Source organism: Streptomyces torulosus, from assembly GCF_001419765.1.
Lineage (GTDB): Bacteria > Actinomycetota > Actinomycetes > Streptomycetales > Streptomycetaceae > Streptomyces > Streptomyces torulosus.
The window spans coordinates 1-18,543 of sequence record NZ_LIRK01000047.1; the positions used below are offsets into that span (position 1 = coordinate 1).

Below are 18,543 nucleotides of genomic sequence, written 5' to 3' on the forward strand. Positions count from 1 at the left end.
CACCTCGCCCGGCCGGCCGGGGCCACCCCCGTCCGGCCCCTGGGCCGTGCCTAGGCGCCCAGCGCCCGCGACACCGTGTAGATCAGCAGCCCGGCCAGTGAACCGACCACCGTGCCGTTGATGCGGATGAACTGCAGGTCGCGGCCGATGTTGGCCTCGATCTTCTTCGTCGTGTGTTCGGGGTCCCACGCCGCGACCGTGTCGGTGATGAGGGAGGTGATCTCCTTGCGGTAGGTGGTGACGACGTGGACGGCGGCGCCCTCGACCCACTTGTCGACCTTGGCCTGCGCCGACGGCTCGGTGGCCATCCGCGTGCCCAGGGAGAGCAGTGACGCCCGCACCCGCAGCCGTAGTTCGCTGCGCTCGTCCTCGGCCGCGGACACGACCATGGAGCGTACGGCGGTCCAGGCGGAGGCGATGAGGTCCTGGACCTCGCCCCGGTCGAGCACCTCGCCCTTCAGGCGCTCCACCCGCGCGCGGGTGTCGGTGTCGGACTGCAGGTCCCGGGCGAAGTCCGTGAGGAAGCGGTCCAGGGCGCCGCGCGCCGGGTGCGTGGGCGAGTCCCGCATCTCGGAGACGAATCGGAGCAGTTCCTTGTAGACGCGCTCGCCGATCCGCTTGTCGACGAAGCGTGGGGTCCAGCCGGGGGCGCCGCCCTCGACCGCGTCCATGACCTGGTCGTCGTGGAGGATCAGCCAGTTCTGGGCGCGGGCGCAGATCAGGTCCACGGCCCGCCGGTGGCCGCCGTCGGTGACGATCCGCTCCAGCATCTTCCCTATGCCGGGCCCGATCTCCTGGCTGTTGGCCCGCCGGGTGATGGCCTCCCCGACGACGGCCTGCACATCGGCGTCGCGCAGCACGGTGAGGGCGCCGCGCATCGCGGTCGCCAACTCCTCGGTCACCCGGTCGGCGTTCTGCGGCTCGGCGAGCCACGCGCCGAGCCGGCTGCCGATGCCGACGGCGCGCAGCCGCTGCCGTACGACGTCCTCGGAGAGGAAGTTCTCCCCGACGAACTCACCCAGAGTGACGCCCAGTTGGTCCTTCTTGCGGGGGATGATCGCGGTGTGCGGGATGGGCAGGCCGAGAGGGTGCCGGAACAGGGCGGTCACGGCGAACCAGTCCGCCAGCGCACCCACCATGCCCGCCTCCGCGGCCGCCGCGACATAGCCCGCCCAGGCTCCCGCGCCCTCGTGGGAGGCCCACTTCGCCAGGATGTACACCACGGCCACGAACAGCAGCAGCCCGGCGGCGGTCAGCTTCATCCGCCGGACGCCCCGTTGCTTCTCCTCGTCGGCCGCGCTGAACGTGGTCATCGTGCGATGCGACACACGTGGCGCACCGGATCCGCCGGGCGCGTCCGCCGCGGCCCGCGCGCCTGGCGTGGCATCCGTCACCTCGCTGCCGGGGCCACCGGGGAGGGAACGCTGTCCCGGGGTGCCGTTCTCTTCCGGTTTCGTACGGTTCATTCACTCCACCCGTCCCTGTCCCCCGTACACATTGTCCCCTTCTCGGTCCCTTGGTGACCTACTGCATGACGTACTCCTGGAACGCGACAGGAGTTCCCCGCGTCTGTCCGGACGGGGGAACCGATGGGGGTTCTCACTGACCGCCCCCATCCCATGCCGCATCATGGGGTGATCACCACGGAGCCTCGGGGCTCCACTGCCCGAGGAGCCACACACCGCATGACCAAGCGTCACGGTTATGCACTGCTGGCGGCCATGACCGCCCTGATCGTCGCCGTCTCGGCGGCCATATACGTCGGAGTCGGCATCGACGACGGCAGCCGGCACCAGGAGACCTTCGCCAGCGCACCGCGCAATCCCGCCGCCCCCGCCTCCACCGGGGTCTGGGTGGGCGCCTGGTCGGCGTCGCCGAGCGGATCCGAGCCGGGCACCGAGACGAACGGCCTCGCCGGCCGCTCGGTGCGCAACGTCGTGCACAGCTCCGCCGCGGGTACGAGTGCCCGCGTCACGCTGTCCAATCTCTACGGCCAGCAGCCGCTGACCGTCACCCACGCCTCGCTCGCGGTCGCCGCCGCGGTGAACAGCCCGGCGGCAGCGGCCGACACCATGCGCCGGCTCACCTTCGGCGGACGCACGACCGTGGTCATAGCCGCAGGTCAGCAGGTGGTCAGCGATGTCGTACCGATCGCGATCCCGCACGACAGCGACGTACTGATCACCACCTACTCGCCCACCCCGTCCGGGCCCACGACCTTCCACGCGCACGCCCGGCAGATCTCGTACACCGCCGAGGGCGACCAGGCGGCGGACGTCACCGGGACGCCGTACACCACGCAGAGCATGCACTGGCGGTACGTCACCGCGCTGGACGTGCTGAGCAGGGAGTCCGCGGGCACCGTCGTGGTCCTCGGCGACTCGCTCACCGACGGCATCACCTCGACCGTCGGTGAGAACCGCCGCTGGACGGACGTCCTCTCCGACCGGCTGCGGGCCGCCGCCGGCTCCTCCGGCGTGCCCCGCTACACCGTCGTCAACCAGGGCATCAGCGGCAACCAGGTCCTCGCCAACGGGCGGGGCCGCCCCGCCGACAACCCCAGCGGCCTGTCCCGCTTCCCGCGCGACGTGCTCGGCCGGACCGGAGTCAAGGCCGTCGTCGTCGACCTGGGTGTCAACGACATCCTGAAGAACCCCGGCCAGGCCGACCCCGAGACGATCGTCGCCGGCCTGCGCGGACTCGTAGACCTGGCGCACGCGCGCGGTCTGCGTGTCGTCGGCGCCACGCTGATGCCGTTCAGCGGCCACCGCGGCTACACCGACCAGCGCGAGTCCGTACGCCAGGCCATCAACGCCCGCATCCGCTCCGGCAGGGTCTTCGACGCGGTCGTCGACTTCGACAAGGCCCTCCGCGACCCCTACGCCCCCGGTCGGTTGCGCTCCGACTACGACTCGGGCGACCACCTCCACCCGAGCGACAAGGGCTACGAGCGGATGGGGCAGGTCTTCGACCTGAAGGCGCTGAAGGGCGCGGTCCCGGCCGACCTGTAGGGCGGACGGGCCGTCGGGGCCACGGGGCGGCCGGGCCGCCTCAGTGGCCCCTGCCCAGTTCGCGGCGGGCCTGGCGGCGTTCCAGTCGTTCCTGCCGCCGGGCCTCCTTCAGCCGCTGCCGCTCGGCCTTGGGGAGCTTGCGCTCGACGCCGACGCCACCCCAGAAGGCGAACCCGGTGATGACCACGCGAGGGGCGCCGGGCTCGCCCGGTTCGCCCTCCTCGCGGTGGTCGAAGCCGCCCATCACACCGATGCCCCGGACGACGACCTCGACGCCGGGCGGCACGATCACATTGATCCCGCCCATGACGGCCACACAGTTGATGGTGACCTCACGCTCCGCGAAGTACGCGTCCCTGAGGTCCAGTTCACCGCCGCCCCAGAACGCGAAGCAGTCGAACCGCTCGGGCACCGTCCAGCGGCCCTTGCGCTCGAAGCCGGACATCACCGCCACGCCCCACGTCGACGAGCCCTGCCCGCCGACGATCCGCTCCGCCCAACTCCCGCTCTGCTCAGGTCCCTTCACCAGGGAGACGGACGGTGGCGCCACCGTCCCGGCACCCGGCAGATCACGGGTGATCGGCGCCAACTCACCATAGGTGCGCGCCTGGTAGGTGGCGTCCAGCCGCTCCCCGAACTCCTCCATGTCGAGCCGCCCCTCCGCGAGGGCGTCCCGCAACTGCTCGGCGACCCGTTCACGGTCGGCGTCGGAGGCACGGAGGTCCGCGGCGGCCGGCAGGTCCGGGAGATCGTCCGTCATACGGCTCAGCCTACGAGGAACCTCGGCCCCCGGCTACGAGACCGACTGCCCCGACTCCCCCACCCGCTCCGCCTGCTGCGCGTACATCTGGGCGATCACCGCCTCGATGTCCGGCTCCCGCACCGACAGGTCCACCAGCGGATACTCCGACGCGATCCGCGCCACCAGCGGGGCCGCCGACTCCGACGCCGGGAACGCCAGCCACTGCCGGGGCCCCTCCACCCGTACGACACGGGCGGGCGCCGCCTCGATCGGGGGCAGCTCGCGCTCCAGGTCGACGACGAGGGTCCGCTCGCTCTCCCCCACCTCGTGCAGCCCCGTCAGCGGACCGTCGTACATCAGCCGGCCGTGGTCGATGACCATCACCCGGCGGCACAGCTGCTCGATGTCCTGGAGGTCGTGCGTGGTGAGCAGCACGGTCGTGCCGCGCTCGGTGTTGAGGTCCTTCAGGAACGCGCGGACCTTCGCCTTGCTGATGACGTCGAGCCCGATCGTCGGCTCGTCCAGATACAGCACCTCGGGGTCGTGCAGCAGCGCGGCCGCGATGTCGCCGCGCATGCGCTGCCCGAGGGAGAGCTGCCGCACGGGCACGTCCAGCAGGTCACCGAGTTCGAGGAGTTCGACGCAGCGGTCCAGGTTCTCGCGGTAACGGGCGTCGGGGATGCGGTACATGCGGTGCATCAGCCGGTACGAGTCGATGAGCGGCAGGTCCCACCAGAGGGTGGTGCGCTGCCCGAAGACGACACCGATCCGGCGGGCCAGCCGCGTCCGTTCACGGGACGGGTCGATGCCCGCGACCCGCACCCGGCCACCGCTCGGCGTCAGGATGCCCGTCAGCATCTTGATGGTCGTGGACTTCCCCGCGCCGTTCGGGCCGATGTAGCCGACCATCTCGCCGCGCGGCACGGTGAAGGAGATCGAGTCCACGGCCCGCACCTCACGCCGCTCCCGCCGCAGGAACCCGGTCTTCCTCCGGACGTCGAAAACCTTCTCGACCCGGTCGAGTTCGATGAACCGCTCGTCCATGTGTCCCTAACTCCCCGTGCTCCGGTACGAACGCAGCCCCGCCCGCCATGCCGCGCCGGCGAGCGCGCAGCAGGCCGCCGCCACCAGCGGCGGCGCGAACGCCAGCCAGTGGGGCACGTCGAGCGGGTAGGGGCGGCCCAGGACGTACAGCCCGGGCAGCCAGTTGACGAAGGCCAGCGGCAGGACGAACGTCACACCGCGCAGCAGGTCCTTGGCGAAGAGGGCCGGCGGGTACTGCAGGAGCGTGGCACCGCCGTACGTGAAGGCGTTCTGCACCTCGGAGGCGTCCTGCGCGACGAACTGGAAGGCCGCGCCCCCGACGAACACCGCCGCGAAGATGAAGCCGCCGCTGACCACCATCATCGGGAGCATCAGCACCTTCAGCGGCGTCCAGGCGATGTCCAGCGTGGCCAGCGCGTAGCCGAGGATGAGGGCGCCCTGGGTGACCCGGCCGAGGCGCCGCAGCGCGAACTTGTCGGCGGCGACCTGCGCCAGCACCGGAGCGGGCCGGACGAGAAGGGTGTCCAGCGTGCCGTCGCGGACCCGGCGCCCGAGCCGGTCCATGGAGCCGATCATCAGGTCGGCGAGACCGAACGCGATCGCGGACGTGCCGTACAGCAGGGCGATCTCGGACAGGGTGAAGCCGCCCAACTCGTCGACCTGGGAGAACATCAGCAGGATCGCGACGAAGTCGAAGGCGGTGGCGGCGAAGTTGCCGAAGGCCGTCATCACGAAGGAGGCTCGGTACGCCATCGTGGAGCGGATCCACATGGCCGCGATCATGCGGTAGGCGCGCAGCCCGTCCCGGAGCCGGCTGTACGGGCCGTACGCACCGAACGGCTCCTCCGTGACCCTCGCCACCGGGCGCTCGTCGACGTCAGCCACCCTGGACCACCACCTTCCGCGTCGCCGCCGACTGGATCAGCCGCCCCACCGCCAGCAGCACTACCGCCCAGCCCGCCTGGAACGCGAACGTGCCCCACACGTCGGCCTCGCCCAGCAGCACGTCGGCGGGCGCCTGGAGCAGCGCGGACCACGGCAGGAGGCGGGCGAGGTCGCCGAGGGCACCGGGGAAGACGTTCAGCGGCAGCAGCATGCCGGAGAAGAAGACCCCCGTGAGCCAGGTGATCTGCATCGCTCCGGCGCCGTCGAGGAGCCAGAACGCCCACAGGGCGACGATGTATCGGATCGCGAAGCTCACGAGGGCCCCGAGGGCGACCGCGACGAGGCAGGCGAGCCAGGGCAGGGCACTGGACGGCAGCGCGAGATCGAAGAACAGGGCACCGCACAGCATGGGAACGACACCTCGTCCGAGCAGCTGGAACAGAGCCCGCCCCAGGTCCGCGGCGAGCCACCACAACTGGAGGTCGGCGGGCCGGTACAGGTCGACCGCGATGTCACCCGTACGGATCCGCTCGATGAGCTCCTCCTCGAAGCCGGCGCTTCCCAGCACCATGACCGCGAACATCGCCTGGCCCACCCACACATAGGTGAGCGCCTGCGCCTGGTCGTAGCCACCGAGGTGGGGCTTCTCCTGCCAGAGGGCGATGTAGGTGTATGCGAGGATGAAGCCGAAGACGGTGTTGGTGAACACCCCCGCCGCGGTGGCCACCCGATACGTCGCGTACCGCCTGAAGCCACCGGCGGCGACGGCGGCGTACAACCGCCCAGTGCCCACGAGGAAACCCCCATCCGCTGCGAAGAGTCAGGCGAAAGACCGAGGCCGAGGCCGATCCGGGCCGAAGCGCGAAAGCCTAGTCCGCGGCCGGATCGGTGTGCCAGGCGTTTTCGGGCCGGGCGGTGGTGCTCCCGGGGCGTACGAGGCGCGTGCCGGTGTCCGGGAACGGATCAGCCGGTACGAGTGTCTTCACTCAGGGGTGCAGAACTCGCCCGGAGCGGGCGCAAAGCGTACGAGGCCGTACGGAAATGAACGTACGACGCGGAAACAGGAGCACGGCAGCACGATGAGCGACGAGCCGCAGCCGAAGCGGAACGGCCCGGGCCGGACACCGGGAGAACCGGAGCGCCGGACCCCGGGCACGCCCCGGAACCCCGCCGAGCCGCGCCCGGGCACGCCCCCGGAGCCCCCGACGACCGGCACCGGGCCCGGCTCGTCCCCCGGCGACCGACCGGGCTCGACCCCGGCCGACGGCCCGGACCGCCCTTCGGGGGGACGGCCGAACCAGCCGATCGGCGGCGCATCCGACCGGACGTCCGGCGGACGGGCGGGTGCGGCCTCGGGTGGACGGTCGGGTTCGGCCTCGGGTTCGGGTTCGGGTTCGGGTGGACGGTCGGGTTCGGTCTCGGGTTCGGCCTCGGGCGGGCGGCCCGGTGCGGCGGCCGACGACGGGGCTGCGGCGAGCGGCGGCAGGTCCGGCGCGGGCTCGGAGGCTCCGGCCGCCGACAGGCCCGGTACTGGCACCGGCACCGGTGGTCGGTCGACCTCCGCATCCGGCGGCGAGGGCTCGGCGGCGACCGATGGGCAGTCCGGCCGTCCGTCCTCGGCGACGGGTGACGGGACCGGTCGGCAGACCGGTGGGCCGTCCGGCCCCGCGAAGGGCGGCCCCTCGGGGCGCTCCTCCGACGGGGGCTCCGGTTCGGGGGCCCAGGGTCATGGGGCGGGCCAGCGGAGCGGCACGTCCGGTGGGGGCAAGTCGCTCTCGCCGAGCGCCGGGACGGCGTCCGGCGGCGCGGCCGCGCGGACCTCCGGCGGGGCGGGTGCTCCGGAGAGCGACGCCGAGCTGACCATGCCGCTGAGCCTCACCCGCCCCGAGAAGCCCGGCTCGGCGAAGCCCGGCTCGGCGAAGCCCGGCGGCAAGCCCGGCTCCACGGGCGGCGGCAAGCCGGGCCCGTCGGCGGCCGGTGACGCCGAGCTGACCATGCCCCTGAGCGTCACCCGCCCCGAGAAGTCCGGCTCGGCGAAGCCCGGCGGCAAGCCCGGCTCCACGGGCGGCGGCAAGCCAGGCCCGGCGGCGACTGGTGACGCCGAGATGACCATGACCCTGGGTGTCACGCGCGCGGGCGCGAAGCCCGGCGGCAAGCGTCCCGGCGGCGCGGCGGCCGCCGGCGCGGCGGGGGCGGCCGGGGCTGCGGCAGCCGGTGGCGCGGCTTCGGCCGCGGTCGGTGGCGGCGCGGCCGCGGCGGCCGACGGGATGCGTGCCGGCAAAACCGGTGTCACGAGCGGCCTCGCGGCAGCCGGAGCCGCAGGAGCGGTAGGCGCGGCCGGTGCGGGGGCCGGTGGGGGCGCAGCGACCGCCGTCGTTCCCGCTGTCGCACCCGCCGACGCGCCCGATGTCACCCCGGCCGCCGGCGGCAAGGGCAAGAAGCCGAAGCGGCCCAAGCGGACCGGGTGGCGGCGGCTGTTCCCGACCTGGCGCATGGTGCTCGGCAGCTTCGTGATCGTGACCATGCTGATCATCGGCGCCTTCGTGCTGGGCTACAACCTGGTCCACATCCCCAAGCCGCAGGAACTCGCCACCAAGCAGAGCAACGTCTACCTGTACGCGGACGGCACCCAGATCGCCCGCGACGGCGAGGTCAACCGCGAGAACGTCCCCCTGTCGAAGGTCTCCAAGGCCGCCCAGCACGCCGTACTGGCCGCCGAGGACCGCGACTTCTACTCCGAGCCGGCCATCGACCTCAAGGCGATGATCCGCGCCGCCTGGAACACCGCGAGCGGCAAGGGCAAGCAGTCCGGCTCGACCATCACCCAGCAGTACGTGAAGAACTACTACCTGGCGCAGGACCAGACCGTCACCCGCAAGGTGAAGGAGTTCTTCATCTCGATCAGGCTGGACCGCGAGGTCACCAAGGACGAGATCCTCGAGGGCTACCTCAACACCAGCTTCTTCGGCCGCAACGCCTACGGCATCCAGGCGGCGGCCCAGGCCTACTACGGCGTCGACGCCGACGAACTCTCCCCCCAGCAGGGCGCCTACCTCGCCGCGCTCGTCAACGCGCCGAGCATGTACGACGTCGTCGCCCACCCGGAGAACAAGGACGCGGCCGTCGCCCGCTGGAACTACGTCCTCGACGGCATGGTGAAGGAGGGCTGGCTCAAGCAGTCCGAGCGCACCGGCATGAAGTTCGACATGCCGAAGCAGACCACCACGTCCACCGCCTTCTCCGGGCAGCGCGGCTACCTGGTCGAGGCCATCAAGTCGTACCTCGTCGAGCACAAGATCATCGACGAGAAGGCGCTGGAGAACGGCGGTGGCTACCGCATCACCACCACCATCCAGCCCAAGATGCAGGACGCGTTCATCAAGGCCGTCGACGACAACCTGATGGACAAGCTCGACAAGAAGAACCGCAAGGTCGACAACTACGTCCGCGCCGGCGGTGTCTCCATCGACCCGAAGACCGGCAAGGTCATCGCGATGTACGGCGGCGTCGACTACCTCAAGCAGTACGTCAACAACGCCACCCGGCGTGACTACCAGGTCGGTTCGACGTTCAAGCCGTTCGTGTTCACCGCGGCCGTGGAGAACAACTCCAACAACCAGTCCGGCCAGGCGATCACCCCGAACACCATCTACGACGGTGCCAGCGAGCGCCCGGTCGTCGGCTGGCCCGGCGAGCAGTACGCCCCGGAGAACGAGGACTACGTCGACTACGGCAACATCACGGTCCGCCAGGCCACCGACAAGTCCGTGAACTCGGTGTACGCGCAGATGGCCGTCGACGTCGGCCCCGCGAAGGTCGAGAAGACCGCGATCGACCTGGGCGTGCCGAAGAACACCCCGGACATGAACCCGTACCCGTCGATCGCGCTGGGCACGGCGACCGCGAGCGTGCTCGACATGGCGGAGGCGTATGCCACCCTCGCCAACCACGGCCGGCACGGCACGTACACGATGATCGAGCGGATCACCAAGGACGGCGAGGAGATCAAGCTCCCCTCGACGGATGCCCAGCAGGCCGTCAGCCGTCAGGCCGCCGACACCACCACCTCCGTCCTGCGGAGCGTGGTCCAGGGCGGTACGGCCACCGCCGCGCAGGCGTCCGGCCACCCGGCCGCCGGCAAGACCGGTACGGCCGAGGAGGACAAGGCGGCCTGGTTCGCCGGCTACACCCCGGACCTCGCCACCGTCGTCTCCGTGATGGGCCAGGACCCCAAGACGGGCGTCCACAAGCCGCTGTACGGCGCGATGGGCCTCCAGCGCATCAACGGCGGTGGGGCGCCCACGGAGATCTGGGCGCAGTTCACCAAGACGGCCCTGAAGGGCAAGAAGGTCAAGGACTTCGACCTGGAGCTCCAGGAGGGCGCGGACGTGGTCGTGGTGCCCCCGAGCACCCCGCCGGACGAGCCCGGCGCCACCGGTGACGAGGACGACGGCGGCACCACGGGCGGCGAGGAGACCGCGGGCCAGACGGACGGCGGCACCACGGGCGACCCCACCGACGGGGGCGCCACGACGGGCGGCGGCGACGCGACGACGACCGGCGGCCAAGAGACCACCGGCGGCGGACCCACGACCGGGGGCGGGACCGCCGACGGCGGTGCGGCCACCGGGGGCGGAGGCACCGCGGACGGCGGGGCCGCCACCGGCGGCGGGACGGACGGCGGCGGAACGGCCGACGGCGGGGGCGGCGGCGCGGACATCGGAGGCGGGACGACGGAGGGGACGTTCCCCTGACGCCGGGCCCGGGCCACCGGGACCGATAGCGCAGCGCGCGGCTGAAGCGGCGAGTGAGGCGGCGAGTGAAGCCGGGAGGGGGCTGGTGACGTGGTCACCAGCCCCCTCCCGTGTGCGGCGGGGTACCCGCCGGAGTGCGCTCCGGGTCGCGCTACAGGTACAGGCCCGTGGAGTCCTCCGAGCCCTCGAACCGGTCCGCGGCCACGGCGTGCAGGTCGCGCTCGCGCATCAGCACGTACGCGACGCCCCTGACCTCGACCTCGGCCCGGTCCTCCGGGTCGAAGAGGACACGGTCGCCCGGCTCGACCGTCCGGACGTTCTGCCCGACCGCGACGACCTCGGCCCAGGCGAGCCGCCGGCCGACCGCCGCCGTGGCGGGAATCAGGATGCCGCCGCCCGAACGCCGCTCGCCCTCGGCGGTGTCCTGCCGCACGAGCACCCGGTCGTGCAGCATCCTGATGGGCAATTTGTCGTGTTGGCTCTTCTCGCTCACGCCCCCGAACCTACCTGTCTTCGTCAGCCCCTGCGGCGTCGAGTGCCGAGGGCGAGCAGCCCCACGACCCCGACGAGGACGAGCGCCACCGGGACGATGCGCTCCAGCCGGGGCGCCCCGTCCTCGTCGACGAGCCGGCCCTTCGCATCGCTGACCACCCGGTTGACCGAGACATAGGCCTTGCCGAGGGTGTGGTCGATGTTGGAGACGACCTTCGCCCGGGCGTCACCGACAATGGTCTTCGGGTGCACCCGGACGCCGATCTCGTCGAGCGTCTCCGCGAGGGTGTCGCGGCGGCGCTTGATGTCCGCCTCGATCTCGGCCGGGGTTCTGGTGTCCGAGGTGTCCGCCACCGCGCTGCCTCCCGCTGTCCGTCATTGACTGTTTGCGGACAGTCTGTCAGCTCCGCCGGGCACCGAGGCGTCAGGGCCCACGGTAAGGGCCCGCCCAGCGGATCACGCCTGGGCCGCGGAGTCCGGCACGCGCACCGGAAGCCGTCAGGAGCTGCGACCCGCAGTCGGCGTGATCCGCCGGACAGGCCCTACGCTGGTCCGATGAGCGAGCGACTCCAGCCCGGGGACGTGGCCCCCGCCTTCACCCTCCCGGACGCCGACGGCAACGAGGTGTCCCTGTCCGACCACAAGGGCCGCAAGGTCATCGTCTACTTCTACCCGGCCGCCCTGACCCCCGGCTGCACGAAGCAGGCCTGCGACTTCACCGACAACCTGGACCTGCTGGCCGGCGCCGGGTACGACGTCATCGGCGTCTCCCCCGACAAGCCGGAGAAGCTGGCCAAGTTCCGCGAGAAGGAGTCCCTGAAGGTCACCCTCGTCGGCGACCCCGACAAGGCGGTCCTGGAGGCGTACGGCGCCTTCGGCGAGAAGAAGCTCTACGGCAAGGTCGTCACGGGCGTCATCCGCTCGACGATCGTCGTCGACGAGGAGGGCAAGGTCGAACGAGCCCTCTACAACGTGAAGGCGACCGGCCACGTAGCGAAGATCATCAAGGACCTGGGCATCTGACCCACCGACCACCCGAGAACGGCTCGCACCGGTAACCCCCCGGCACGAGCCGTTCCGCACATCAGCCGCCGTGACTGCCCGCCCAGCGGTTCGTTACTCCGTACGAGGCCACGAACAGGTGGTCGGAACGGAGGGGGCGTGGACATGCCGGGCGCATCGAAACGGTCGGACACGTACAGCAGGGAACGGCTTGAGCCGGAGGTCGCCACGGCCCGAAACTGGGTCGATCTGATGCGGCGGCTCGGTCTCAAACCGAGTGGCGGCCAACGGCGGGTGCTGCAGGAGCACGTAAGCCGCCACGGGTTGGACACCAGCCACTTCACCAAACGCAGCCCCTGGCGCAAGTATCCCGACGCCGCCATCGCGGAAGCCGCCGCGTCATCGTCCTCGCTTCGGGAAGTAGCCCTGAAGCTCGGCGCCACGCCGGCCACAGGGACTCTGTCCCACATCCGGCGCCGCATCCACGCCGCCGGCATCGACATCGGTCACTTCCCCGGCATTCACCGGCCCGAACTGGACCTGCCCTTCACCCAGGAAGAGCTTCGGACGGCCGCGGCCGCAGTCACCAGCCTGCGTGGCCTGGCACGGACGCTGGGCGTTCCCGATGACAGCCGCTCCCGGGCGACGTTGGGTCGGATACTGGCGGACCAACACATCGACATCGGTCACTTCTCTTACCGACGGACAGCCATTCCCGAGGACGAGTTGACGAACCTGGTACGGACGGCCACCAGTTACGCCGACGTCATGCGCGGTCTCGGCATGGAGATCAACGACACGAATCACCGACGTGTACGACGCGCCGCCTCCCGCCTCGGTCTCGACACCAGCCACTTCAAGCGCCGGTCCTGGGGACGCCCCGAGCGCCCGGCGCCCGCACCCACCGCACCTCGGGTGCTGGTAGTCCTGCCCGAGCAAGCCGGACGGACGAACAGGACCCGCCTGCACCAGGCTCTGGCCGAGATCGGGGTGCCCTACGCATGCGTGGAGTGCGGTAATGCCGGGGAGTGGCGGGGACACCCCATCACCTTGCAGATCGACCATGTCAACGGGAACTGGCGGGACAATCGCCGGGAGAACCTGCGCTACCTGTGCCCCAACTGCCATGCCCTGACGGAAACGTGGTGTCGCCAGAAGAGCGGAGTCCCCCTCGCAGGGCAGCCCGCCAGCCCCGTACACTGAGTGCCGCCGGTCGAGCGTGATGACCGTTTTGAGCGGCCGTGATGGAATTGGCAGTCATGCTGGGTTTAGGTCCCAGTGGGTTCACACCCGTGTGGGTTCGAGTCCCACCGGCCGCACACACAGAGAGGACCGCCCGCCGGGCGGTCCTCTCTCGCGTCAGCCCAGCAGCTCCCTCACCACCGGTACCAGTGCCCGGAACGCCTTGCCGCGGTGGCTGATCGCGTTCTTTTCCTCGGCGGTCAGTTCGGCGCAGGTGCGGGTGTCGCCCTCCGGCTGGAGGATCGGGTCGTAGCCGAAGCCGTTCGTGCCGGTGGGGGTGTGGCGGAGTACGCCCCTCAGTCGGCCCTCCACGACGCGTTCCGTGCCGTCCGGCAGGGCGAGGGCGGCGGCGCAGGCGAAGTGGGCGCCGCGGTGCTCCTCGGCGATGTCCGAGAGCTGGGCGAGGAGGAGTTCGAGGTTGGCGCGGTCGTCGCCGTGCCGGCCGGCCCAGCGGGCGGAGAAGATGCCGGGGGCGCCGTGGAGGACGTCCACGCAGAGTCCGGAGTCGTCGGCGACGGCCGGGAGACCGGTGGCCTGCGCGAGGGCGTGCGCCTTCAGCAGGGCGTTCTCGGCGAAGGTGACGCCGGTCTCCTTGACGTCGGGGATGTCCGGGTAGGCGTCCGCGCCGACGAGGTCGTGGGGCAGACCTGCGTCGGCGAGGATCGCCTTCAGCTCGGTGATCTTTCCGGCGTTGCGGGTGGCGAGGATCAGGCGGGTCATGCCCTCAGTATCCCGGCGCCCGCCCCGCCGACGGTCACGGGTCATGGGTCACCGGTCGTCCGTCCGCGGTCGGCTGCCGGCGGCTGCGGGTCGGCAGCCACCGGTCGCCTGTCCCCGGCCGGCATCCGCCGGGGCTGTTCGTCGCCCTACGACGTGCAGACCTTCGTCAGTTCGCCGGCCGCGTCCGTGATCCCGCTGATGTCGGGGGTCGCGTCGCCGTTGTTGACGGACGTCTGGACGTTCTCCACGGCCTTCTGGAGGTCGTCGACGGCCTTGTTGACGTCGGCGTTGTCGGTCTTGTCGCCGATCTCCTTGAGGTTGTCGTCGATGGAGTTGAGCGACTCCTCCAGCTGCGACGGGTCGTTGGACGCGTTCTCGACGGCCTGCTGGAGGTCGGACACGCTGTTGGTGATGGCCTCGGCGGTCTGGACGCAGTCCAGGGCCTTGTTCACGGCGTCGCAGCCGGTGGTGAGGCCGGCGGTCAGCGCGACGGCTGCAACGGCTCCGGCGATGGCGGTCGTACGACGTCGGCGGCTCGCGGCCATGGAACGGTCCTCCTACTGGTTGCAGGCCTGACGGCCTCCGGTGGTGGTGCGGGTACGGCTTGCGCCGGTGTGGCCGGGCGCACGGTGGTGTGCCGTGCGCCCGTACTCCTAGGGACGCCGACGGGTGCACTGTGGTTGCGACCGACGGCCGGTCTTCTTGGGGTGCCCTTTACCTTTCGAGGACCGAGTCGAGCGCCTTGCCCTGGAGGGCGGCCAGGTCGGTGCAGCCCGCGACAGCCAGGTCCAGCAGGGCGTTGAGCTCCTCGCGGGCGAAGGGCTCGGCCTCGGCGGTGCCCTGGACCTCGACGAAGCGGCCGTCGCCGGTGCAGACGACGTTCATGTCGGTGTCGGCCTTGACGTCTTCCTCGTAGCAGAGGTCGAGCAGCGGGACGCCGCCGACGATGCCCACGGAGACGGCGCTGACGGTGCCGGACAGCGGCTGGCGGCCGGCCTTGACGAGCTTCTTGCGCTGGGCCCAGGCGACGGCGTCGGCCAGCGCCACGTACGCGCCGGTGATCGCCGCCGTGCGCGTGCCACCGTCGGCCTGCAGGACGTCGCAGTCGAGGACGATGGTGTTCTCGCCGAGCGCCTTGTAGTCGATGACGGCGCGCAGGGAGCGGCCGATGAGGCGGGAGATCTCGTGGGTACGGCCGCCGATCTTGCCGCGTACGGACTCGCGGTCGCCGCGGGTGTTGGTGGAGCGGGGCAGCATGGAGTACTCGGCGGTGACCCAGCCCTCGCCGCTGCCCTTGCGCCAGCGCGGGACACCTTCGGTGACGGAGGCGGTGCAGAAGACCTTGGTGTCGCCGAAGGAGATGAGGACGGAGCCCTCGGCGTGCTTGCTCCAGCCGCGTTCGATGGTGACAGGGCGGAGCTGTTCGGGCGTGCGGCCGTCGATTCGAGACATGGCGATGAGCCTAGCCGCAGTGGCGGAAGGGGCCGCTCCCGCATACGGAGGGCCCCTGCGCGTGGGCTGACGGGGACCGGCGTGGGCGGGTCCCGGATCAGCGGTGGATCACATCATGTCCTCGATCTCCGCGGCGATCGGGTCGGCGTCGGTGCCGATGACGACCTGCACGGCGGTGCCCATCTTGACGACGCCGTGGGCGCCGGCGGCCTTGAGGGCGGCCTCGTCCACGAGGGAGGGGTCGTTGACCTCGGTGCGCAGCCGGGTGATGCAGCCCTCGATCTCGTCGATGTTGTCGAGGCCGCCGAGCCCGGCGACGATCTTCTCAGCCTTACTGGCCATGGCGATTCTCCCTGATATAGCTGATCTGAGCCGCTTTGCCGTGCGGGATCGTTCGCGACTGGTCTACACCACCGAACGGGTCCCCGCCAAGCGGACGACAGCGGACGACGGCGGACAACGGCGAGCGAAGGCCGGGCCGCGGCGCGGCATATGCCGGACGGCGACCGAGCGACGGCGCGACGGGGGCCGGGCGGCGGCGGGCGGCAGCCGGGCGCCGACCGCGTTGCGGCCGAGCGACGACGAGTCGGCCGCCGAGCGGCGACCAGGTGGCGGGCCGGGTGACATCACGAAGGCATAAAACGGGAATCGCGGGTTCCTAGGCCCGCCCCCAGCGTGCTACAACAGGTCTACACCACTGACTGGTGTAGACCTCTCCCGTGCTGCCCTCCCCCACACTCCCGTCCCTGGGCGGCGCCCTGCCTATTGGAGGAAGTTGTGACCACGGCCAGCGCCGCTCCCGCGGCCGCAGACAACAAGGGCCCGACCTGGGGCTCCCGCACCATGGCTGTGCTGCAGCGCATCGGCCGTAGCCTGATGCTGCCGGTCGCCGTCCTGCCGGCCGCCGCGCTGCTCGTGCGGCTCGGCACCACGGACATGCTGGGCAGCGAGTCGCTCCCCGGCTTCATCACCAAGTTCGCGAGCTTCATGGCGGCCGGCGGCGGCGCCATCCTCGACAACATGCCGCTGCTGTTCGCCGTCGGTATCGCGATCGGCTTCGCCAAGAAGTCGGACGGCTCGACCGCACTCGCCGCGGTCGTCGGCTACCTCGTCTTCCAGAAGGTGCTGGCCACCTTCACCGACTCCAACCTCCCCCAGGTGGCCACGGTCGTCGACGGCAAGGTCGTGATGGTGGACGCGGCGGTCAACGCCGGTGTCCTCGGCGGTGTGGTGATGGGGCTGGTCGTCGCACTGCTCTACCAGCGCTTCTACCGCACCAAGCTGCCCGACTGGGCCGGCTTCTTCGGCGGCCGTCGCCTGGTGCCCATCCTGTCCGCCTTCGCGGGTCTGCTCATCGGCATCGTGTTCGGCTACATCTGGCCGGTCCTCGGTGCGGGTCTGCACCACTTCGGTGAGTGGCTGGTCGGTTCGGGCGCCGTCGGCGCGGGCATCTTCGGTGTCGCCAACCGCGCGCTGATCCCGATCGGCATGCACCACCTGCTGAACTCGTTCCCGTGGTTCCAGGCCGGTTCGTACGAGGGCAAGAGCGGTGACATCGCGCGCTTCCTCGCCGGTGACCCGACCGCCGGACAGTTCATGACCGGCTTCTTCCCGATCATGATGTTCGGCCTGCCGGCCGTCTGTCTCGCGATCTACCACACGGCCCGCCCCGAGCGCCGTGCGGTCGTCGGCGGCATGATGTTCTCCCTCGCGCTGACCTCGTTCGTGACCGGTGTCACCGAGCCGATCGAGTTCACGTTCATGTTCATCGCGCCCGTCCTGTACGCGGTCCACGCCGTGCTCACAGGTATCTCCATGGCCCTGACCTGGGCACTCGGCATGAAGGACGGCTTCGGTTTCTCGGCCGGCGTGATCGACTTCGGCCTCAACCTGGGCATCGCCACCAAGCCTTGGGCCCTGATCCTGGTGGGCCTGTGCTTCGGCGCGGTGTACTACGTGGTCTTCCGGTTCGCGATCATCCGCTTCAACCTGCCGACGCCCGGCCGGGAGTCCGACGAGGAGCTGGCCGAGCTCCAGAAGGCGGAGGCCAAGTAGCCGCGGCCGAACAGCGGCGGACCGGCTCCGCGCACGGAAAGGCCCCCGGGGATCATCGCGATCCTCCGGGGGCCTTCTCGCGTATGTGCGGGTGTCAGATCTCGTACGACGTCCGGGGCACGGCCAGCTCCACGGGGCCGTCGTACGCGGCGCGGGCGTCGTCGAGGTTGACCCGGGGGTCCGTCCACGGCGGGATGTGGGTGAGCACGAGGCGGCGGGCGCCGGCGCGGGCCGCCGTCTCACCGGCCTCGCGGCCGTTGAGGTGCAGGTCCGGGATGTTCTCCTTGCCGTGGGTGAACGCGGCCTCGCACAGGAAGAGATCGGCGTCGCGGGCCAGTTCGTCCAGGGTGTCGGTGACACCGGTGTCCCCGGAGTACGTCAGGATCCGCCCGTCGTGTTCGATGCGGATGCCGTACGCCTCCACGGGGTGGGCGACCCGTTCGGTGTGGACGGTGAAGGGGCCGATGTCGAAGGTGCTCGGCTTGACCGTGTGGAAGTCGAAGACCTCGCTCATGGAGGAGGCGGACGGGGTGTCGGCGTACGCCGTGGTCAGGCGCTGCTCGGTGCCCTCGGGGCCGTAGACCGGGATGGGGTCGCAGCGGCCGCCGTCGTGCCGGTAGTAGCGTGCGACGAAGTACGCGCACATGTCGATGCAGTGGTCGGCGTGCAGATGGCTGAGAAAGATCGCGTCGAGGTCGTAGAGACCGCAGTGGCGCTGCAGCTCGCCGAGGGCACCGTTGCCCATGTCGAGAAGCAGCCGGAAGCCGTCGGCCTCTACGAGGTAGCTCGAACAGGCCGATTCCGCGGAGGGGAACGACCCCGAGCAGCCGACGACGGTGAGCTTCATGAGAGCTGGAACCTCCGCGCTGGCGTGAAGTCGTGACAGTCGTGTTGGTCGGTCGTGTCTGTCGGTTGTGACGTACGAACGGGTCGCGCCGACCACGTTGTGCAGTCAGCGGGCTTGCGAAGAACGGACGGGGGTGCAACGAGGTGGTGCGGTCCGTCGAGCGTAAGGCGCAAAAGGACGGGTCGCTCCTCCGCCAGGGGCCGTTGTGGGCGAACTCACCTGTGGTGTCACCGGTTCGGCTGGTGGTAGGGCCGTTGGGCCGCGCGTGAGCCGGGGTGAGGGGGCGCCGAGGGGCGT

At 70.9% G+C, this 18,543-nt stretch carries 17 protein-coding genes and 1 tRNA gene; 6 read left to right on the top strand and 12 right to left on the bottom strand.

The annotated features are described in order from the left end of the window. Positions 1-50 precede the first annotated feature (50 nt). Positions 51-1,466, bottom strand: a complete 1,416-nt coding sequence (locus tag AOK23_RS04640; RefSeq protein ID WP_420823687.1) for a DUF445 domain-containing protein — start codon at positions 1,464-1,466, stop codon at positions 51-53. A gap of 219 nt (positions 1,467-1,685) precedes the next feature. On the opposite strand from AOK23_RS04640, the gene AOK23_RS04645 reads away from it, so the two are divergent. Next, positions 1,686-3,011 carry an SGNH/GDSL hydrolase family protein gene (locus AOK23_RS04645; RefSeq protein ID WP_055711466.1) on the top strand — a complete coding sequence of 442 codons (1,326 nt, stop codon included), beginning with the start codon at positions 1,686-1,688 and terminating at the stop codon, positions 3,009-3,011. A 40-nt stretch (positions 3,012-3,051) separates the two neighbouring features. On the opposite strand, the gene AOK23_RS04650 is transcribed toward AOK23_RS04645, so the two are convergent. The 4 genes from AOK23_RS04650 to AOK23_RS04665 are packed head-to-tail and all read right to left on the bottom strand — an operon-like array spanning position 3,052 to position 6,475. Continuing rightward, positions 3,052-3,771 carry a DUF1707 SHOCT-like domain-containing protein gene (locus AOK23_RS04650; RefSeq protein WP_055711467.1) on the bottom strand — a complete coding sequence of 240 codons (720 nt, stop codon included), beginning with the start codon at positions 3,769-3,771 and terminating at the stop codon, positions 3,052-3,054. A 33-nt stretch (positions 3,772-3,804) separates the two neighbouring features. Then, complete coding sequence (locus AOK23_RS04655; RefSeq protein ID WP_055711468.1) at positions 3,805-4,797, bottom strand: ABC transporter ATP-binding protein; 993 nt, start codon at positions 4,795-4,797, stop codon at positions 3,805-3,807. 6 nt (positions 4,798-4,803) lie between these two features. After that, positions 4,804-5,658, bottom strand: a complete 855-nt coding sequence (locus tag AOK23_RS04660) for an ABC transporter permease (RefSeq protein ID WP_240496249.1) — start codon at positions 5,656-5,658, stop codon at positions 4,804-4,806. Positions 5,659-5,674: 16 nt separating this feature from the next. Next, positions 5,675-6,475, bottom strand: coding sequence for an ABC transporter permease (locus AOK23_RS04665; protein WP_055711470.1), 801 nt, complete (start codon positions 6,473-6,475; stop codon positions 5,675-5,677). Between the two features lie 1,069 nt (positions 6,476-7,544). On the opposite strand from AOK23_RS04665, the gene AOK23_RS04675 reads away from it, so the two are divergent. Beyond that, positions 7,545-10,436 carry a transglycosylase domain-containing protein gene (locus AOK23_RS04675; protein WP_107102725.1) on the top strand — a complete coding sequence of 964 codons (2,892 nt, stop codon included), beginning with the start codon at positions 7,545-7,547 and terminating at the stop codon, positions 10,434-10,436. Positions 10,437-10,587: 151 nt separating this feature from the next. Here the strand turns inward: AOK23_RS04675 and AOK23_RS04680 are convergent, their stop codons facing one another. After that, positions 10,588-10,890 carry a GroES family chaperonin gene (locus AOK23_RS04680; RefSeq protein ID WP_055513294.1) on the bottom strand — a complete coding sequence of 101 codons (303 nt, stop codon included), beginning with the start codon at positions 10,888-10,890 and terminating at the stop codon, positions 10,588-10,590. Positions 10,891-10,952: 62 nt separating this feature from the next. Further along, positions 10,953-11,282 carry a DUF3618 domain-containing protein gene (locus AOK23_RS04685; protein WP_055513296.1) on the bottom strand — a complete coding sequence of 110 codons (330 nt, stop codon included), beginning with the start codon at positions 11,280-11,282 and terminating at the stop codon, positions 10,953-10,955. A gap of 201 nt (positions 11,283-11,483) precedes the next feature. Between AOK23_RS04685 and bcp the strand changes: the two genes are divergently transcribed. The 3 genes from bcp to AOK23_RS04700 all read left to right on the top strand — a co-directional run bounded on the left by bcp (position 11,484) and on the right by AOK23_RS04700 (position 13,249). Then, positions 11,484-11,951, top strand: a complete 468-nt coding sequence (gene bcp, locus AOK23_RS04690) for a thioredoxin-dependent thiol peroxidase (protein ID WP_055513298.1) — start codon at positions 11,484-11,486, stop codon at positions 11,949-11,951. 144 nt (positions 11,952-12,095) lie between these two features. Continuing rightward, positions 12,096-13,133, top strand: a complete 1,038-nt coding sequence (locus AOK23_RS47660; RefSeq protein ID WP_055711478.1) for an HNH endonuclease — start codon at positions 12,096-12,098, stop codon at positions 13,131-13,133. 32 nt (positions 13,134-13,165) lie between these two features. Beyond that, a tRNA-Leu gene (locus AOK23_RS04700) sits at positions 13,166-13,249 on the top strand. Between the two features lie 40 nt (positions 13,250-13,289). Here the strand turns inward: AOK23_RS04700 and rdgB are convergent. The 4 genes from rdgB to AOK23_RS04720 form a co-directional block, all read right to left on the bottom strand. Further along, entirely contained in the window at positions 13,290-13,892 is a 603-nt protein-coding gene (gene rdgB / locus AOK23_RS04705) for an RdgB/HAM1 family non-canonical purine NTP pyrophosphatase (protein ID WP_055711472.1), read from the bottom strand. Between the two features lie 146 nt (positions 13,893-14,038). Further along, a complete protein-coding gene (locus AOK23_RS04710) occupies positions 14,039-14,437 on the bottom strand; it encodes a hypothetical protein (RefSeq protein ID WP_055711473.1) in 399 nt (132 codons plus the stop codon). Positions 14,438-14,606: 169 nt separating this feature from the next. Continuing rightward, positions 14,607-15,344 carry a ribonuclease PH gene (rph, locus tag AOK23_RS04715; RefSeq protein WP_055711474.1) on the bottom strand — a complete coding sequence of 246 codons (738 nt, stop codon included), beginning with the start codon at positions 15,342-15,344 and terminating at the stop codon, positions 14,607-14,609. Between the two features lie 108 nt (positions 15,345-15,452). Further along, positions 15,453-15,686 carry a PTS sugar transporter subunit IIB gene (locus tag AOK23_RS04720; protein WP_055521371.1) on the bottom strand — a complete coding sequence of 78 codons (234 nt, stop codon included), beginning with the start codon at positions 15,684-15,686 and terminating at the stop codon, positions 15,453-15,455. Positions 15,687-16,121: 435 nt separating this feature from the next. Here AOK23_RS04720 and AOK23_RS04725 point away from each other — a divergent pair, with 435 nt between their 5' ends. After that, the gene (locus AOK23_RS04725) at positions 16,122-17,399 is read left to right on the top strand and encodes a PTS transporter subunit EIIC (RefSeq protein WP_055711475.1); all 1,278 of its coding nucleotides are present in this window, start codon (positions 16,122-16,124) and stop codon (positions 17,397-17,399) included. Positions 17,400-17,493: 94 nt separating this feature from the next. On the opposite strand, the gene AOK23_RS04730 is transcribed toward AOK23_RS04725, so the two are convergent. Then, entirely contained in the window at positions 17,494-18,246 is a 753-nt protein-coding gene (locus tag AOK23_RS04730; RefSeq protein WP_055711476.1) for an MBL fold metallo-hydrolase, read from the bottom strand. Positions 18,247-18,543 lie beyond the last annotated feature (297 nt).

Coding starts and splice junctions, on each gene's coding strand:
- AOK23_RS04710 (WP_055711473.1), bottom strand. CDS start 14,437: ATGGCCGCGAGCCGCCGACGTCGTACGACCGCCATCGCCGGAGCCGTT.
- AOK23_RS04655 (WP_055711468.1), bottom strand. CDS start 4,797: ATGGACGAGCGGTTCATCGAACTCGACCGGGTCGAGAAGGTTTTCGAC.
- AOK23_RS04645 (WP_055711466.1), top strand. CDS start 1,686: ATGACCAAGCGTCACGGTTATGCACTGCTGGCGGCCATGACCGCCCTG.
- rph (WP_055711474.1), bottom strand. CDS start 15,344: ATGTCTCGAATCGACGGCCGCACGCCCGAACAGCTCCGCCCTGTCACC.
- rdgB (WP_055711472.1), bottom strand. CDS start 13,892: ATGACCCGCCTGATCCTCGCCACCCGCAACGCCGGAAAGATCACCGAG.
- AOK23_RS04730 (WP_055711476.1), bottom strand. CDS start 18,246: ATGAAGCTCACCGTCGTCGGCTGCTCGGGGTCGTTCCCCTCCGCGGAA.
- AOK23_RS47660 (WP_055711478.1), top strand. CDS start 12,096: ATGCCGGGCGCATCGAAACGGTCGGACACGTACAGCAGGGAACGGCTT.
- AOK23_RS04650 (WP_055711467.1), bottom strand. CDS start 3,771: ATGACGGACGATCTCCCGGACCTGCCGGCCGCCGCGGACCTCCGTGCC.
- AOK23_RS04680 (WP_055513294.1), bottom strand. CDS start 10,890: ATGCTGCACGACCGGGTGCTCGTGCGGCAGGACACCGCCGAGGGCGAG.
- AOK23_RS04720 (WP_055521371.1), bottom strand. CDS start 15,686: ATGGCCAGTAAGGCTGAGAAGATCGTCGCCGGGCTCGGCGGCCTCGAC.
- AOK23_RS04675 (WP_107102725.1), top strand. CDS start 7,545: ATGCCGCTGAGCCTCACCCGCCCCGAGAAGCCCGGCTCGGCGAAGCCC.
- bcp (WP_055513298.1), top strand. CDS start 11,484: ATGAGCGAGCGACTCCAGCCCGGGGACGTGGCCCCCGCCTTCACCCTC.
- AOK23_RS04640 (WP_420823687.1), bottom strand. CDS start 1,466: ATGAACCGTACGAAACCGGAAGAGAACGGCACCCCGGGACAGCGTTCC.